We start from the raw sequence: 17,661 nt of genomic DNA, 5'->3' as shown, positions 1-17,661 counted from the left end.
CCACGCCTGCGCTCACCCGCAGCACGAGCACGCGGTTACGTGCCCAGGCGCTGGCGCACGACCTCGAACAGGGTCACACCAGTCGCAACCGAGACGTTGAGGCTTTCAATTTCGCCGGGCATCGGAATCTTGACCAACCCGTCGCAATGCTCGCGCGTGAGACGGCGCAGGCCGTCGGCCTCGCCACCGAGCACCAGCCCGACATTGCCGCGTAGATCCACGCTGTACAACGACGCCTCGGCTTCGCCAGCCAGGCCGTACAGCCACACGCCCTGCTTCTGCAGATCGCGCAGGCAGCGGGCAAGATTGGTCACCGCCACCACTGGAATGCGATCGGCCGCACCGGCAGAGGTCTTGCGCACGGTGGCGTTCACCGTTGCCGACTTGTCCTTGGGAATCACCACGGCCGTGGCCCCGGCAGCTGCCGCGCTGCGCAGACACGCGCCGAGGTTGTGCGGGTCCTGCACGCCGTCGAGGATCAGCACCAGCGCGCGCCCTTCGGCAGCGTCAACCAGGCCTTCCAGCTCGTTCTCTGCCCATAGCCGCGCGGCGGCGTAACGCGCGGCCACGCCCTGATGGCGCACCTGCCCGCCCACGCCGTCCAGCGCCTGGGTGTTGACCCGGCGCACGTCGATGCCCTTGCGGCGCGCCTGTTCCTCGATCTCGGTGAGGCGCGGGTTCTTGCTGCCGGCCTCGATCAATACTTCGCGCACGTTATCGGCGTCGTTCTCGACGGACGAGGCGACGGCATTGACGCCGACGATCCACTGGTTCTGCTTGCTCATTGCGCGGGCATACGAAGAGATAAAGGGGAATGGTAGGGCCTGCGGCCTGTCACGTCACGGACGGGGCGCGAACGCTTGGGTGACACCGGCGACGCGCTGCCGCGCTGGCGATGCCCGGTATGCGGGGACTTGCTGGTGTAGCTGCAGCGCCAGCGCGTTCAAAGCGCGCGGCAGTGGTGCCGCCTTCGCGTCACGATCCGCTATCTGACGGTGCGTCGGTGTCGGTGCCTCAACCCGGCGATGATCGGCAGCTAGCGGCGCGAGCGGGATGGCTGCGTGCCGCGATCAACAGCATGGCGAAGCCATCTTTACTGCTCAACTCGGTCATTGCGCGGTGTCGTGATTCGGATGCTGCCGCGATACCACGCTGGCCAAGAAGGCCTCCGCGTCGGCGTCATCTTCGGGCGGGCGTGTGGGCAACTGCGCCAAGGTATCGACGAAGGGCAGCTTACGGTCCAACCCGTACTGGATCTGCGGCGGCAACCGGTCAGGCGTATCGAAGGCGCCTGCGGCAACTGCCACGCCATCGGGCGCTTCATAGGTCAACGGCGTGCCGCAATCGGCGCAGAAACCGCGCTGCACCACCGACGAGGAGGCAAAGCGCTTGGGCGCGCCGCGGGTCCAGCGGAACTCGGTGCCGCGCACCGAGACCAGCGGCGCGTAATACGCCCCGAAGGCTTTCTGGCACATCCGGCAGTGACAGATCGACGCGTGCGCCAGCGCACCACGCACATGAAAACGCACGGCCCCGCACTGGCAGCCACCGCTGTAGTCGCTTGAAGTGTCCATCGTCTGCTCCGCAAGTCAGCCTGCGACGGACGCCGTTGCGGATCGGCAAGACCCGCAAACGCCACACCTGCACTAACGCCTCGCCGCATTGCGGGCTGCCGCCTGGGCCGCCCGCAACGCCGTCACCTCAGTACGGTTTTTTCTTGCGCTTGGCCGGCTTCTCGCGTGGTGGTAGCGGCGCTTCGGGTGCTGCGCCATCTTCGGCCAGGCGGAAGTCGATCTTGCGCTCTTCCATGCTGGCCTTGAGCACCAGCACGCGTACCGGGTCGCCGAGACGGAATTCGCGACCGCGGCGCTCGCCGCTGAGCGTCTTGCGGATCGGGTCGAACTGGTAATAGTCCTGCGGCAGCTGGGTGACGTGCACCAGGCCGTTGACCTTGGATTGCGTCAATTCCACGAACAGACCGAAACCGGTCACGCCGCTGATCACGCCGTCGAACTGACCGCCGACATGCTTTTCCATCCAGGCGGCGCGGTAACGCTCGTCCACTTCGCGCTCGGCTTCGTCGGCACGCCGGCCGCGCTCGGAGCATTGCAGCGACAACGCCGCCATCTGGCGTGGGGTGTAGATGAATTTCTCCGGGCTGGCGCCGGTCAAGGCGTGCTTGATCGCCCGGTGCACCAGCAGATCCGGGTAACGGCGGATCGGCGAGGTGAAATGCGCGTATGCCTCCAGTGCCAGACCGAAGTGACCGTTGTTCTCCGGCGAATACACCGCCAGGCTCTGGCTGCGCAGCAGCACCGACTCCAGCAGGGCCGCGTCCGGGCGCGCGCGCACCTTCTTCAGCAGCTTGGTGTAGTCGCCAGGGCGTACCTTGCTCCACGCCGGCAGGCTCAGCTGGAATTCCTTGAGGAATTCCAGCAGGTCTTCGTACTTGCTCTCCGGCGGGCGCTCGTGCACACGGTACGGTGCGGGCACATGCACGCTCAGCAGATAGCGCGCCGCCTCCACATTGGCGGCGATCATGCATTCTTCGATCAGCTTGTGCGCATCGTTGCGCACCAGCATGCCGGCCTGGGTGACCTCACCGGTGTTGTCGAGCACGAAGCGCACTTCGGAGGTTTCGAACTCGATTGCGCCACGATGCGTGCGCGCCTTCGACAGCACGTGATACAGCTGATGCAGGCGCTGCACCTGCGGCAGCAACGGGCCGATGAAGGCCTTGGTATCGGCATCGTCTTCGCCAACTGCCTTCCAGACCTGGTTATAGGTCAGGCGTGCATGCGAATTCATCACCGCTTCGTAGAAACGCGAGCCGGTCACTTCGCCATCGCGTCCCACCTGCATGTCGCAGACGAAACACATGCGGTCGACCTTGGGCATCAGCGAGCAGATACCGTTGGACAAGGTCTCCGGCAGCATCGGCACCACAAAACCCGGGAAATACACCGAGGTGGCACGCTTTTGCGCTTCGTCGTCCAGTGGCGTACCGGGACGCACGTAGTTGGACACGTCGGCAATCGCCACCACCAGACGGAAGCCCTCGGCATTGGGTTCGCAATACACCGCGTCGTCGAAATCCTTGGCGTCTTCGCCATCGATGGTGACCAGCGGCATCTGCCGCAGATCCACGCGCCCGCCGATCATCTGCGGCTCGACCACCAACGGCACGGCAGCCGCTTCATCCAGCACTTCCTGCGGAAATTCATGCGGCAGCTCGTGGCCGTGGATGGCCATTTCCACCACCAGCGACGGGGTCAGCTTGTCGCCCAGCACCGCGATGATCTTGCCGATCGCCGGGCGACGCGCGTCCGGCGGTGCGATCAGTTCGCACACCACCAACTGCCCTTCGCGTGCCTCGCCGATACCGTCCGGCGCGATCTGCACGTTGCGCTGCACACGCTTGTCGTCCGGGTCGACATAGGCCACGCCGTGCTCGTAAAAAAAGCGCCCCAGCATGCGCGACATGCGGCGCTCGAGCACACGGGCAATCGCACCCTCGCGACGGCCGCGGCGGTCGATGCCGGTGACGTTGGCCAGTGCACGGTCGCCGTGCATGACCTTGCGCATTTCAAACGGCGGCAGGAACAGATCGTCGCCGCCTTCGTCTGGCTTGAGAAAACCGAAACCCTCCGGATTGGCGATCACCACACCGGCGATCAGGCTGGTCTGCTGCACCGGCGCGTAGCCGCCACGGCGGTTCTGCACCAGCTGCGCCTCGCGCACCATCGCGGCCAGGCGCTTGCCCAGCGCATCGATGCGATCGCTCAGGTTGAGCTGCTCGGCAATTTCTTCGGCGGTCTGCGGGCCGTCGCAGGCTTCAAGCAGTTGCAGGATGGCCTCGCGGCTGGCGATCGGCTCGGCATAACGCAGCGCCTCGCGGTCGGCATGCGGGTCCTTGAATTCGGCGGCAGCAGGCGCTGCGTTCTGGAAGCGTTCCGGCGGCGGCGCAGGCGGGCCACTCTTGCGCGGATGCGGTGCGCGCGGAGCCGGTGGCGTGGGCAGCGCCTCAGGCGGCTGTGGCGCCGCGCCGGCGGCCTTGTCGGCAGCGCGCTTGTTGGCGGACTTGGTCGATGCGCCGGCTGCGGCGCGGACCAGAAAGTCCGGCATCCAGCCCGGCAACTTCTGCTGTTCGGCGGTGCTGGACTCGCCCGCGCTGGTGGATTTGCGGCGACTCGGCCGATCGGAATCTGGGGTGTTTTTCTTTGTCATTGCTGACATGGTACCCCTTGGGGCCCTGGGATGGGCAGTACGGCCAGGGCCGCAGCCGGCGATTGCCGCGCACAAATCGTTGACAAGCCTGCGGAGAGCCTGCAAAATTCGCGGCTCACCTGCCCAGGTGGCGGAATTGGTAGACGCACTAGCTTCAGGTGCTAGCGGGGGCAACTTCGTGGAGGTTCGAGTCCTCTTCTGGGCACCAGTTTAAAAAGACCTCCGAGCGATCGGGGGTCTTCTGGTTTCTGGGCTTTGAAAATCTGGCGCCACTACGCCGGTGGCGCATCACCCCGCGCAGCAGCTGCGCTCGCCTTTCGACAGGTGCGCTCACGTGTGTCGTTCGCGCTAGGGCGCGGCAGCGATCCCCGCCTCGCGCAATGCCTGTGCCCAGATGCGGTAGCCGGCTTCGCTGGGATGGGTGCCGTCCGGCATCAGCGCTTCGGGCAGGCTGCCGTCGGGTTGTAGCAGCTGCTTGCCGATATCGACCAGGCGCACCGCCGGATCCCTGGCATAGCGCGCAGCCAGCAGCCGGTTGGTCTCGGCGATTGGCGCGCGCTGCGCATCGCCGGCGTTGCGCCCGCGCGGCATGATCGCCATCAGGATCAGCGTGCTGTTGGGCAGGCGGCGGCGCACTTCGCTGACCACCGCCTGCACACCCAGCGCGGTTTCGGCAGGCGTGCTGGCGCGCGATTGCGCGGTGCCGGTGAGGTTGTTGGTGCCGATATGCAGCACCACCCAGCGCGGATCCAGGCCGTCGAGTTCGCCCTGGCGGATGCGCCACAACACGTTTTGTGTGCGGTCCCAGCCAAAGCCCAGATTCAATACCGGCCGCTTGCCGTACAGCCACTGCCAGGACTCCGGCCCACTGACGCGCGTGGCCTGGGGCGGCCCGGCCCAGAAGTGCGTGATCGAATCGCCGATCATCACCACCTCCGGCTTCAGGCTGCGTGCGACCGCCAGCGCTGCATGGTGGCGGGCGTACCAGTCGTAGGAATCCTGCTCCAGCCAGTCGACCGGCATCAGCGAGGTCGCGACGTCGCGGCCGAGTTCGGCAACCGGCTTGACTGGCGGCTCGCCAAGCAGCCGCGCCAGCGTGGGTTCAATCGCCTCGGCCAGCATGCGCTGCCCTTGCGTGTCCGGATGCAACGCGCCGGCGGCAGGACGGAACCGAGTGTCGTAGAACAACTCGGTGCGCAGCTTGCCGTCGCGCTGGAAGACTGCGCTCACATCCAGATAGGTCACGCGCGGGTTGTCGCCGTAGCGCACCGCCAGGCCCTGGTTGACCTGCGCATCGCGACGCGATTTTTCACCGGAAATATCACTGGGCAGCACGCTCAGCAACAGGATGTGCGTGCGCGGCAGCTTTTGTTCGAGCGCGGCGACCACCGCATCGATGCCCAGCTGGGTCTGCTCGACGCTTTGGCCGAGATGGCCGGTGTTGTTGGTGCCGATCAGCACCAGCGCGACCTTCGGCTGCAGCCCGTCGACTTCGCCATTGGCCAGCCGCCACAGCAGGTTTTCGGTGCCATCGCCACTGAAGCCCAGATTGAGTGCGCCGCGGCTGCCGTAGAAGGTCTGCCAGGTCGGCTGGAAGTCTTCGTCCGGCGCCTTGGCTTTTTCGTAGTTCTGGGTGATCGAATCGCCGATCAGCAGCAGCTTGGCATCCGGGTGTTGCTTGACCTGCTCCAGCACCTGCGTATGCCGCTGCGCCCACCAGGCTTCCTGCAGGCGGTCGGTCGGCAGGATCGACGGTGGCGGCGTTTGCGCGCCTGCCGCGGTGCAGACCAGCAACAGTCCCCAGCAGCACAACGCGTGTGCAAGGCCAGACAGCGAAACGCGAGACCAAGCAGCGTGCGAAAACCGGGACATGCGCGCACCAGAGGCTGAAGAAGCTGCGATTGTGATCCGCGCGCGCCGCGCACGACAAGCACGAACGCAGTCACCCGCGGTGTAGTGCTGTGAAGTATTTGCCGTGTGTGCCGGCGCCAGGCCACTGGCACAGCGCCTCGGTAATGCCAGACCGCTCACGCTCGCGTAGGAGCGCGCTTGCGCGCGATGAAGCGTTATCGATAGTGCTTCATCGCGCGCAAGCGCGCTCCTACCCGGCAGTGCAAAGCTATCGCCTGCACCAGGGTGACGGATCGACCGCTGCGCAGCGTGGGCCAGTGGCGTTGCCGCATCCAGCGGCAACGCTGGAGCGCGGCCGACCTCAGCGCAAACCCGTCTCGCCGCGCGCGATCACCAGGCGCTGAATTTCCGAGGTGCCCTCGTAGATCTCGGTGATCTTGGCATCGCGGAAGTAACGCTCCAGCGGCATCTCTTTCGAATAGCCCATGCCGCCGTGGATCTGCACCGCCTGGTGGGTGATCCACATCGCCGCTTCGGACGCGGTGAGCTTGGCCACCGCCGCCTCGGTGCCGAACTTTTGCCCCTGCCCCTTCAACCAGGCCGCGCGCAGCGTCAGCAACAGCGCTGCATCCAGCTTGCACTTCATGTCGGCGATCTTGGCCTGGGTCATCTGGAAGGTGCCGATGGCCGCGCCGAAGGCCTTGCGTTCTTTCACGTAAGCCAGCGTGGCCTCGTACGCCGCGCGCGCGATGCCTACCGCCTGCGAGGCGATGCCGATGCGCCCGGCATCGAGCACGCTCATCGCGGTCTTGAAGCCCTCGCCTTCCACGCCCAGCACTTCGTCGGGCTGCGCGATGTAATCGGCAAACTCGATTTCGCAGGTGGCCGAAGCGCGAATGCCCAGCTTGGGTTCGGTCTTGCCGCGGTGAAAACCGGCGCGATCGGTGTCGACCATGAACGCGGTGATGCCGCGCGAGCCCTTGTCCGGCTCGGTCACTGCAAACAACACGATGTACTTGGCGACCGGGCCGGAGGTGATCCAGCTCTTCTTGCCGTTGATGACGAAGCTACCATCGGCCTGCTTGACCGCGCGGCAGCGCATGGCCGAGGCATCCGAGCCGGACTGCGGCTCGGTCAGCGCAAACGCACCGATGTGCGTGCCTTCGGCGATCGCGCGCACGTACAGCTGCTTCTGCGCTTCGCTGCCGTTTTTCAGAATGCCGGTGCAGAACAGCGAGTTGTTGACCGACACGATGGTGGAGTGCGCACCGTCGGCGGCCGCGATCTCGATCATCGCCAGCGCATAGCTGATCGGGTCCATGCCGGCGCCGCCGTACTCGGCCGGCACCTCGATGCCCATCAGGCCGTTTTCGCCCAGCAAGCGGATATTTTCCAGTGGGAACTCGCCGCTGCGGTCGAACTGCTGGGCGCTGGGCGCGATCTTTTCCTGCGCGATGCGGCGGGCCACATCCTGGATCATCAATTGTTCTTCGGTAAAGCTGAAATCCACGTCGCACCCCTCCAGGCCTGAGCTGAGCGGCCATTGTAGCGCCAACCATTCGCATGCGTATGTAGTTGACCACACCTGCCACCCGGCCGAAAATATCTCCATATCGCGATATAGAGATATTCATGGATCTGGAAGACTGGTCGGCCCGCCTGAAGGTATTCGCCGACGCCACCCGAGTCCGCCTGCTGACCTTGCTGGAGCAGGAAGAACTCACCGTGGCCGAGCTGTCGGCCATCACCCGGTTGGCACAGCCGCGCGTGTCCACGCATCTGGCCAAACTCAAGGAAGCCGGACTGGTGCGCGATCGCCGCGCCGGCGTGTCTGCGTACTACCGTTTCGATGAAGTGTCGCTGGACCCGGCCCAACGCGCGTTATGGCTGGCATTGAGCACCGGCAGCGACGACCCGCTATTGCGCCAGGATGCCGAGCGCGTGGCTGCAGTGCTGGCCAACCGTGCAGCCGACCAGAACTGGGCCGACTCGGTAGCCGGCGACATGGAGCGGCATTATTCGCCCGGCCGCACCTGGGAGGCCTTGGCGCGCACCGCGCTGCCCCTGCTGGAAACCGGCGACGTGCTGGACATCGCCTCCGGCGACGGCGTGCTGGCCGAACTGGTGGCACCGCACGCCACCCGCTACATCTGCATCGACACCAGTGCCCGCGTGGTCGCCGCCGCCAGCGAGCGCCTGCGCAAGCTGCGCAACGTGGAAGTGCGCGAAGGCGACATGCATGCACTGCCCTTTCCCGATGCCAGCTTCGACCTGGTGGTGCTGATGCATGCGCTCACCTACGCGGCAAAACCGGCACAGGCAGTGGCCGAATCGGCGCGTGTGCTGCGCCCCGGTGGCCGCCTGCTGCTGTGCAGCCTGGCCAAGCACGAACACCGCGCTACGGTGCATGCCTACGGCCACGTCAATCTCGGCTTTGCCGCCAAGGAACTGCGCAAGTTTGCCGAGAAAGCGGGGCTGGATGTCTCCAGCCTGGAGACGGTGACACGCGAAAAACGCCCACCGCATTTCGAAGTGATCTCGTTGATTGCGATGAAGCCGGGAATGGGAAATCGGCAATCGGGAATCGTTGAAAGCAGCGCCACTGCCTCAAGGAGCATCGCGTCATGACGCCTGCAGCACTCCACTCCCCCATCGCGCACGCGCTGCCCTGGTTGCACCCCGAGCGCGCGGCCAAACTCACCGCCGCGCTGGCCGAACGCATCCTCATCATCGATGGGGCGATGGGTACCATGATCCAGCGCCACGATCTGCAAGAGTCCGATTATCGGGGCAGTCGCTTTGCCGACGGCTACGACAGCGCGCATGCGCACGGCCCCGGTTGCGACCATGCCCATGCGCCGGAAGGCCACGACCTCAAGGGCAACAACGATCTGTTGTTGTTGAGCCGCCCCGAGATCATCGCCGGCATCCACCGCGCCTATCTGGATGCAGGCGCCGATCTGCTGGAAACCAATACCTTCAACGCCACTTCGGTGAGCCAGGCCGACTATCACCTGGAACATCTGGTGTACGAATTGAACAAGGCCGGCGCGCAGGTGGCGCGTGCGTGCTGCGATGCCGTCGAGGCATTGACACCGCACAAGCCGCGCTTTGTGATCGGCGTGCTCGGCCCCACCAGCCGTACCGCCTCGATCAGCCCGGACGTCAACGACCCCGGCTACCGCAACACCAGTTTCGATGCGCTGCGCGAAACCTATCGCGAAGCCATCGACGGCTTGATCGACGGCGGTGCCGATACGCTGATGGTGGAGACCATCTTCGACACGCTCAATGCCAAGGCCGCGTTGTATGCGATCGAAGAGGTCTTTGAAGCACGTGGCGGACGCTTGCCGGTGATGATCTCCGGCACCATTACCGATGCTTCCGGGCGCACCTTGTCCGGACAGACGGCAGAGGCGTTCTATGCCTCGGTCGCGCACGGGCGGCCGCTTTCGGTGGGTTTAAATTGCGCGCTGGGCGCCAAGGATCTGCGCCCGCATGTGGAAACGCTGGCGCAGATCGCCGACGCCTATGTCAGCGCGCATCCGAACGCCGGTTTGCCAAATGCCTTCGGCGAATACGACGAAACACCGGAGGAAATGGCCGAGACGCTGCGCGAATTCGCGCAATCCGGCCTGCTCAATCTGGTCGGCGGATGCTGCGGCACCTCGCCGGACCACATCCGCGCCATTGCCGAAGCGGTAGCGGATCTGCCGCCGCGGCAGTTGCCCGGTGCGCAGGAGCTGGCAGCGTGATGAGCACACCGCGCCAACAGCCGCGCTGCGCACCGTACGTGCCGAATGCGCTGGCGAAAAGCAGCGCTGATCCGCAGCGGTTGGGCGTGTTTGGTTTGCAGTCCTCTTCCCCGCGGCGCGCGCAGCCGTCTTTCTGCCTGGGCTTTGCATGAGCACTCCCCGCTACACCCGCCTGTCCGGCCTGGAACCGTTGGTCATCACGCCTGACCTGTTGTTCGTCAACGTCGGCGAGCGCACCAACGTCACCGGCAGCGCGCAGTTTCGCAAGCTGATCAAGGAAGAACGCTACGAAGAGGCGGTGGAGGTTGCACGTCAGCAAGTGGACAGCGGCGCGCAGATCCTCGACGTCAACATGGACGAAGGCCTGATCGATTCGGAAAAAGCGATGACGCGTTTTCTCAATCTGATCATGTCCGAGCCAGACATCGCGCGCATTCCGGTGATGGTGGATTCGTCCAAATGGAGCGTGATCGAAGCGGGATTGAAGTGCCTGCAAGGCAAGAGCGTGGTCAACTCCATCTCGCTCAAGGAAGGCGAAGCGCAGTTCATCGAACAGGCGCGCAAGGTCTTGCGCTACGGTGCCGCCGCGGTGGTGATGGCCTTCGACGAAGTGGGCCAGGCCGATACCTGCGCGCGCAAGGTCGAGATCTGCACGCGCGCCTACAAGGTGCTGACCGAACAGGTGGGCTTCCCGGCGGAAGACATCATCTTCGACCCGAACATCTTTGCCGTGGCGACCGGCATCGAAGAACACGACAACTACGCGGTGGATTTCATCGAAGCCACGCGCGAGATCAAACGCACGCTGCCGCATTGCCATATTTCCGGCGGCGTTTCCAACGTGTCGTTCTCGTTCCGCGGCAACGAGAGCGTGCGCCAGGCGATCCATTCGGTATTCCTGTTCCATGCGATCAAGGCCGGCATGGACATGGGCATCGTCAACGCCGGCGGCATGCCGATCTACGACGAGCTGGACCCGGAACTGCGCGAACGCGTGGAAGACGTGATCCTCAACCGACGCAAGGACGGTACCGAGCGCTTGCTGGAAATTGCAGAGCGCTATAAAGGCAGCAAAGGTGCAGCGAAAGTCGAAGACCTCGCCTGGCGCGAGAAGCCGGTGCGCGCGCGTCTGGCGCATGCGCTGGTGCACGGCATCGACGCATTCGTGGAAACCGACACCGAGCAAGCGCGCCAGCAATCCACGCGCCCGCTGGACGTCATCGAAGGTCCGTTGATGGACGGCATGAACGTGGTCGGCGACCTGTTCGGCGCCGGCAAGATGTTCCTGCCGCAGGTGGTCAAATCCGCGCGCGTGATGAAGAAAGCGGTGGCGTATCTGCTGCCGTATATCGAAGCGGAAAAACTGCGAACCGGCGATATCGGCAAGTCCAACGGCAAGATCATCATGGCCACCGTCAAGGGCGATGTGCACGACATCGGCAAGAACATCGTCGGTGTGGTGCTGGCATGCAACAACTTCGAGGTAGTGGATCTGGGCGTGATGGTGTCGGCGCAGGTGATCCTGGACCGTGCACGCGCAGAGAATGCGGACCTGATCGGTCTCTCCGGCTTGATCACGCCTTCGCTGGAAGAGATGTCGCACGTGGCGCGCGAGATGCAGCGGCAGGGCTTCGAGATCCCGCTATTGATCGGCGGTGCCACCACCTCGCGCGCGCACACGGCGCTGAAGATCGACCCGCATTACACCGCGCCCACCGTGTGGGTCAAAGATGCTTCGCGCGCGGTGGGCGTGGCGCAATCGCTGATTTCGCGCGACCTGCGTCAGGCCTTCGTGGCCGCCAACGATGCCGACTACGCCGAAATCCGCGCGCGCCATCGCAACCGCGGCGATGCCAAGCGTTTGGTGTCGCTGGAAAAGGCGCGTGCGCAGCGCTTCGATGGCGATTGGGCCAGCTACACCCCACCCGCCCCGCGCCAGCCGGGCGTCCACGTGTTCGACGACTACCCGCTGCAGGAGCTGATCGACCTCATCGACTGGACCCCGTTCTTCCAGGCCTGGGAGCTGGCCGGCAAATTCCCCGCCATCCTCAGCGACGAGGTCGTCGGTCCTCAGGCCAGTGAGCTCTATCGCGACGCACGCCGCATGCTCAAGCAGATCGTCGAGGAGAAGTGGCTGACGGCAAAGGCCGTGTTTGGGCTATGGCCGGCCAATAGCGTGGGCGATGATGTTGAAGTGGTGCTTGGCCGGGACCGGGGACCCGGGACCGGGGACCCGGAAACGCAGGACACCCCATCTCGGCCAGACGAAACGGCCGCCTCTGCCGTGTCCCCGGTCCCCGGCCCCCGGATGCTCCATTTTCTGCGCCAGCAAGTCGACAAACCTATCGACCGCCCGGATTTCTGCCTGGCCGATTTCATCGCGCCCAAGGACAGCGGCAAACAGGACTGGATCGGCGCGTTTGCGGTCACGGCAGGCATCGGCATCGACCCGCATGTGGCCCGCTTTGAAGCGGCGCACGACGACTACAACTCCATCCTGCTCAAGGCATTGGCCGACCGCCTGGCCGAAGCATTGGCCGAGCGCTTGCATCAACGTGTGCGCACCGAGTTCTGGGGCTATGTCGACGACGAAACCCTGGATAACGAAGCATTGATCGCCGAGCGCTATCGCGGCATTCGTCCTGCCCCCGGTTACCCGGCCTGCCCGGAACACAGCGAAAAACGCACCCTGTTCAACCTGCTCGATGCAGAGCAGAACACCACGATGACGCTGACCGAAAGTTTCGCGATGCTGCCCACCGCCGCGGTGTCCGGCTACTACTTCAGCCATCCCAGGAGCCAGTACTTCGTGGTCGGGCGCCTGGGCAAGGAGCAGGTTGCCGACTATGCCAAGCGCAAGGGCATCACGCTGGCATTGGCCGAACGTTGGCTGGCATCCAACCTGGATTACGACCCGGAATAAGGCCACCGCGGGTATCGTAGGAGCGCCCTTGGGCGCGATGGGCGTTATCTGTAAGGCCCAATCGCGCCCAAGGGCGCTGCTACCCGGCAGCGCTACCGCATTGCGCGGCAGCGCGTCGATCACACCAGTATCAAACTGCCGGCCGCAGCACGTTCAAGACTTCGTGGCACGCGCCCATGGTGTGGTAATCGGTCTTGCCTGCCGGGCTTTTTTCGTCGCTGTACTTGCGGTTGTCCGCATCCAGTATGCGATACCACGCGCCGTACTGATGGTCGATCATGTGCGCCCACGAATAGGCCCACAGCTTGTCGTACCACTGCCAGTAGCGATCATCGCCACTGCGCTGGGCCAGCAACGCGGCAGCGGCCAACGACTCGGCCTGCACCCAGAAATACTTGTCGTCGTCGCAGACATTGCCGTCGGGATCGAAGCCGTAATACAGCCCACCGCGCTGCGCATCCCATGACCGTTCCACTGCCACATCGAACAGATGCTGCGCAGTCGGCAGCAACCAGTCGGCCGGCGCATACCGATCCAGCAGCATCAGCAACTTGGCCCATTCGGTCTGATGGCCCGGCTGGAAACCCCACGGGCGGAACAGGTGCTTGGGATTGTCGCGGTTGTAATCCCAATCGATATTCCACTGCAGATCGTAATGCTCCCACACCAGCCCATCGGCCTTGGCCGCCTGGCGCCGGGTCATGTTGTCGGCCAGCAGCAGTGCGCGATCGAGATAGCGCTGTTCGCCGCTGGCCTCGTACGCGGCGATCATCGCCTCGCACATGTGCATGTTGGCGTTCTGACCGCGGTAACTGGTGAAGTTGAACTGCGCATCGGCTTCGTCGCGATACAGGCCGAACTCCGCTTCCCAGAAGTGGTTTTCCAGCAGCTGCCAGGTTTCGTCCATCCACCCACGCGCCTCGTCGACGCCGGCCTTCAAGCCGCACGAATACGCCAGCAGCACGAAGGCCACGCCGTAGCAGTGATTCATGTCGTCTTCGACCACGCCATCGCGCAGTGTCCACGCATAACCGCCGGTTTGCGGATTGCGATGCACGTTGCGCAGATAGTCCAGCCCGTGCCGGACCGCCTCTAGATACGCGGCATCGCCGAACTCGCGGTAGGCCATCGCGTAGTTGAAAACGAAACGCGTGCTGCTCACCAGATGCCGATGCCCGGCGTCGTAAATGGAGCCGTCATCGCGAAAGTACTGGAAAAACCCGCCCGCCGGGTCAATCGCGCGTGGATGGTAGAACGCCATGGTGTCGGCGATGTGCTGGCGCAAAACGTCAGCCGAACGGAAATCGGGTGCGGGTGTTGCAGGCAAACGGCTCATGCTTGTTCCTGGATCAGAGAATGGACGTCATCGATGCCGGGCATCGCCGCGAACGCGCCCTTGCGCGTCACTGCCAGCGCACCGACCGCGGCAGCAAACCGGATTACCTCGTGCATTGCCGCTGGATCGCCGCATAGCTGCTCCAGCGAGGACGCGCGCGCAGCCAGCTGATACAGCAGACCACCAACAAACGCGTCACCCGCCGCAGTGCTGTCGCGCACCTGCACAGTGAACGCGGGGACCTGGCCGGAATCGGTGCGGGTCTGCCAGTGCACGGGGCCGCCACCATCGGTGACCAGCAGCCAGGTCGCGTTGCCTTGCCACAGTTTCTGCGTCACTGCGCTGGCATCGCTGTCCAGCGTTCCGGCCAGATAGTCGAGCTCTTCGCGCGAGAGCTTGACCACGTCGGCCAGGGCCAATGCTTCCCACAGCACCGGCGCCGGGTTCACGTCCTGCGGCCACAGCATCGGGCGCAGGTTGAGGTCGAGGCTGACGATGGCACCACCGGCGCGCGCACGGCGCATGCCGTCGAGCGTGCACTGCGCAATCTCCGGCTCGGTCGTGCTGTTGGAACACACGTGCAGCACCGCCGCCTGCGCGAAGCCATCGGCGGCAAAGTGCTCGGGGCGGAACAGCAGATCCGCTGCGGGCGGGCGGTAGAAGCTGAAACTGCGCTCGCCGGCTTCGTCCAATGCAACGAACGCCAGCGCAGTCTTGGCCTGATCGGTACGCACGATGCCATCGGTCACCACGCCGGCCTGCTGCAGGCTCTGCAGCAGGAAGTCGCCGAACATGTCGCGCCCGAGCATGCCGACAAAATGGGCCGCACCGCCGAGCTTTGCCACAGCGACAGCCACGTTGGCCGGCGCACCGCCAGCATACTGCGCGAAGGTGCGCGCATCGTCGGTGCTGGCCTGTGGCAAGGCCAGCATGTCGATCAAGGCTTCGCCGAAGCAGATCACCTGGTTCTTGACCGCACTCATGCGCGTGCCTCCGCCAGTGCGCCGCGCAAACGCGAACCCCAGATGCCGTAGAACACGATGTACAGGTAGCACAGCAGCGGCAACACGAACGACTCATGCAGGCCGATGCTGTCGGCGAGCAGGCCCTGCAGATACGGCACGATGGCGCCGCCGACAATGGCCATGATCAACAGGCTGGACGCACGCCCGGTCAGCGCACCAAGCCGCTCGATGCCCAGGGTGAAGATGGTCGGGAACATGATCGAATTGAACAGGCCGATCGCCACCAGCGCATACACCGCCAGCATGCCGCCGCTGGCCATGGTCAGGCCGAGCAGCAGCGCATTGATCGCAGCGAACACCGACAACAACACGCGCGGCGACAATTTGGCCAGCAGCGCCGAGCCGATGAAACGCCCGATCATCGCCAACGTCCAATATGCCGACACATACGTGGTCGCCTCACGCTCGGTGAAGCCGCCGATCTGCGGCAACGAGAAGTAATTGACCATCAGGCTGCCGATCGCCACTTCCGCACCGACATAGAAAAAGATCGCCAGCACACCGAAGCGCACATGCGGGTGACGCAGCGCATCCAGCAGCGAATGCGTGCTCTGTTCCTTCTGTGCGCTTGCATCTGTCAGCGCCGGCAGACGGAACAGAAACACGAAGATCGCCAGCAGGAACAATACGATGCCCAGGCCGATATAAGGCCCCTGCACCGCCTGCGCTTCCTGCACGCGATAAGCCAGTTGCTCGGCTTCCGGCAAGGCCTTGAGCTGGTCGCCGCTCATCACCGTGTTGGACAGGATCAACCAGCCACCCAACAGCGGCGCGATCGCGGTGCCCAGCGAGTTGAGCGCCTGCGCCAGGGTCAAACGGCTGGATGCACTGCGCTCGGGACCCAGCAAGGCGACGTACGGATTCGCCGCTACCTGCAAGATGGTGATGCCGGTGGCCAGCACGAACAATGCGCCGAGAAATGCGCCGTACACGCGCAGTTCCGCCGCAGGCCAGAAGCCCAGTGCGCCGACCGCTGCCACCGCCAACCCGGCCACGATGCCCTGCTTGTAGCCCAACCGGTTCACCAGCCAACCGGCCGGCAGCGACATCAGGAAATACGCACCGAAGAAGGTGAACTGCACCAGCATCGCCTGCGCGAAGTTGAGCTCGAACACCGCTTTCAAATGCGGAATCAGGATGTCGTTGAGGCAGGTGAGAAAGCCCCACATGAAGAAGATCGTGGTGACCACCGACAACGCGACGCCGTTGTTGACGGGCGCCTTGTTGCCGCTGGGCACGGAGGATTGCGTGGAAAGGGAAACCATAGGGATTGCCTGGTCAGCGGCCTGAGGCCTTGGTGGGGGAACGGGCGGATGTGCTGCTTGGGGGAGATGCTGAAATTTGCGCCGACGGCGCGCACGCGCTGCTCGCACGAATCTTCAAGGCGACTGCCGCGGTCAGCTGCTGGGAAGCGAGGTCGGGGCTACCGATCCGTTGCAGCACCAGTTGCGCGGCCTGTCTGCCACGCGCGCGCGGGTCGGCAGCCAGGGTGGTCAATGCAGGCGTGAACAATGCCGCTTCGGCGATGTCGTCGAAACCGGTCACCGCAAAATCGCGGCCCGGCACGATGCCCTGCATCGCCAATGCCGCCATCAGGCCGAGCGCGACGCTGTCGTTGTAGCAGACCGCAGCGGTTGCAGCCTGCGCAGCGCTGCCCAGCATGCGCGCGCCGCACAGCGCAGCGTCCTGGCGGTTAGGTGCGGACTCGACGTAATGCGTTTCCAGGCCTGCCGCCTCCATCGCACGCGCGTAGCCGGCGCGGCGCTGACGGCAGGAACTGGACTCGGCATGCCCGCCGAAAAACACGATGCGCCGATGCCCTTGTGCGATCAGATGCGTGCAGGCCAGCAATGCGCCCTGCGCGTTGTCCAGCGCCAGCAGATCCCAGTGCGTGCCCTCCACCTCACGGTTGAACAACACCACGTTGCGTTGGCGGCCGAGCACCTGGGTCAGCGCCTGCGCCTGGCTACCTTCGGCCGGCGATAAAATGATGCCCGCTGGCGTGTGCTCCATCAGCGAAGCGAGCACTGCCTGCTGGCGTTGCGTCGATTCGCCGGTGCTGCCGAGCAGCGTCACATAACCGGCCGCGCCCAAGGCCTCATCGACACCGGCGGCAAACTCCGCAAAGAACGGGTTGGACAGATCGTTGATGACCAGCGCGATGCTGGACGAGGTGCGCCGGCGCAGGTTGGCCGCAGCACGGTTGTAGACATAATTCTGCCGATCCAGCTCGGCTTCGACGCGCGCTCGCGTGCTCGCGTGCACCAACGGGCTGCCGCGCAGCACCAGCGACACCGTCGCCCGCGACACGCCGATGGCGCCTGCGATATCGCGCAAGGTCACCGCCGTGCGGCGCACGCGTAGTGCGTCGGCGTCCTCCGTCGTCGTGGATGTCGGCTTGGCAGGCGTCACGCGGCACGCCTTGCGTTGGAAGAAATGCGCATGCATTGGCATCAAATTGGATCGATCCAATTAGGCCTTTTCCGGGCCCCCAATGCATGCGGCAGTGCAACATAGGCGCTCACGCACCCGAATGCGCCTCAG

The 17,661-nt window shown here is 64.7% G+C and carries 12 protein-coding genes and 1 tRNA gene; 4 read left to right on the top strand and 9 right to left on the bottom strand.

The genetic code is table 11. The features are described 5' to 3' along the window. Positions 1 to 35 precede the first annotated feature (35 nt). The 3 genes from rlmB to rnr form a co-directional block, all read right to left on the bottom strand. Positions 36 to 785 carry a 23S rRNA (guanosine(2251)-2'-O)-methyltransferase RlmB gene (gene rlmB, locus M3O59_RS07835; protein ID WP_116905296.1) on the bottom strand — a complete coding sequence of 250 codons (750 nt, stop codon included), beginning with the start codon at positions 783 to 785 and terminating at the stop codon, positions 36 to 38. 324 nt (positions 786 to 1,109) lie between these two features. Next, positions 1,110 to 1,574: a GFA family protein gene (locus tag M3O59_RS07830; protein ID WP_116905297.1), complete on the bottom strand. Its 465-nt coding sequence runs from the start codon at positions 1,572 to 1,574 to the stop codon at positions 1,110 to 1,112. A gap of 127 nt (positions 1,575 to 1,701) precedes the next feature. Beyond that, on the bottom strand, positions 1,702 to 4,227 hold the full coding sequence (gene rnr, locus M3O59_RS07825) for a ribonuclease R (protein WP_116905298.1): 2,526 nt from the start codon (positions 4,225 to 4,227) through the stop codon (positions 1,702 to 1,704). Positions 4,228 to 4,348: 121 nt separating this feature from the next. On the opposite strand from rnr, the gene M3O59_RS07820 reads away from it, so the two are divergent. Beyond that, positions 4,349 to 4,435 (top strand) — tRNA-Leu (locus M3O59_RS07820). A gap of 140 nt (positions 4,436 to 4,575) precedes the next feature. On the opposite strand, the gene M3O59_RS07815 is transcribed toward M3O59_RS07820, so the two are convergent. Together M3O59_RS07815 and M3O59_RS07810 are read right to left on the bottom strand one after the other, a co-directional pair. Further along, positions 4,576 to 6,099, bottom strand: coding sequence for a platelet-activating factor acetylhydrolase IB subunit (locus M3O59_RS07815; protein ID WP_181920476.1), 1,524 nt, complete (start codon positions 6,097 to 6,099; stop codon positions 4,576 to 4,578). 340 nt (positions 6,100 to 6,439) lie between these two features. Further along, positions 6,440 to 7,558, bottom strand: coding sequence for an acyl-CoA dehydrogenase family protein (locus M3O59_RS07810; RefSeq protein ID WP_249046928.1), 1,119 nt, complete (start codon positions 7,556 to 7,558; stop codon positions 6,440 to 6,442). Positions 7,559 to 7,710: 152 nt separating this feature from the next. On the opposite strand from M3O59_RS07810, the gene M3O59_RS07805 reads away from it, so the two are divergent. The 3 genes from M3O59_RS07805 to metH all read left to right on the top strand — a co-directional run bounded on the left by M3O59_RS07805 (position 7,711) and on the right by metH (position 12,756). After that, entirely contained in the window at positions 7,711 to 8,706 is a 996-nt protein-coding gene (locus M3O59_RS07805) for an ArsR/SmtB family transcription factor (RefSeq protein WP_116905301.1), read from the top strand. Next, positions 8,703 to 9,833 (top strand): homocysteine S-methyltransferase family protein, encoded by a 1,131-nt coding sequence (locus M3O59_RS07800; RefSeq protein WP_116905302.1) that lies wholly within the window; start codon positions 8,703 to 8,705, stop codon positions 9,831 to 9,833. Before M3O59_RS07805 ends, M3O59_RS07800 begins: the two co-directional genes overlap by 4 nt. Positions 9,834 to 9,981: 148 nt before the next feature. Beyond that, positions 9,982 to 12,756 (top strand): methionine synthase, encoded by a 2,775-nt coding sequence (metH, locus tag M3O59_RS07795; RefSeq protein WP_116905303.1) that lies wholly within the window; start codon positions 9,982 to 9,984, stop codon positions 12,754 to 12,756. 130 nt (positions 12,757 to 12,886) lie between these two features. Here the strand turns inward: metH and M3O59_RS07790 are convergent, their stop codons facing one another. From M3O59_RS07790 to M3O59_RS07775, 4 genes are read right to left on the bottom strand one after another with little or no spacing between them, the layout of a single operon-like run. Next, positions 12,887 to 14,092: an AGE family epimerase/isomerase gene (locus tag M3O59_RS07790; RefSeq protein ID WP_116905304.1), complete on the bottom strand. Its 1,206-nt coding sequence runs from the start codon at positions 14,090 to 14,092 to the stop codon at positions 12,887 to 12,889. Continuing rightward, a complete protein-coding gene (locus M3O59_RS07785) occupies positions 14,089 to 15,075 on the bottom strand; it encodes a carbohydrate kinase family protein (protein WP_181920478.1) in 987 nt (328 codons plus the stop codon). Before M3O59_RS07785 ends, M3O59_RS07790 begins: the two co-directional genes overlap by 4 nt. Then, positions 15,072 to 16,382 carry an L-fucose:H+ symporter permease gene (gene fucP, locus M3O59_RS07780; RefSeq protein WP_116905306.1) on the bottom strand — a complete coding sequence of 437 codons (1,311 nt, stop codon included), beginning with the start codon at positions 16,380 to 16,382 and terminating at the stop codon, positions 15,072 to 15,074. Before fucP ends, M3O59_RS07785 begins: the two co-directional genes overlap by 4 nt. A 13-nt stretch (positions 16,383 to 16,395) precedes the next feature. Next, positions 16,396 to 17,571 carry a LacI family DNA-binding transcriptional regulator gene (locus M3O59_RS07775; protein WP_147308453.1) on the bottom strand — a complete coding sequence of 392 codons (1,176 nt, stop codon included), beginning with the start codon at positions 17,569 to 17,571 and terminating at the stop codon, positions 16,396 to 16,398. Positions 17,572 to 17,661 lie beyond the last annotated feature (90 nt).

It is taken from the genome of Xanthomonas nasturtii, assembly GCF_023337365.3.
Classification (GTDB): domain Bacteria; phylum Pseudomonadota; class Gammaproteobacteria; order Xanthomonadales; family Xanthomonadaceae; genus Xanthomonas; species Xanthomonas nasturtii.
Note: the sequence above shows the minus strand (reverse complement) of the source record. Positions and strands in the feature narration are given on the sequence as shown.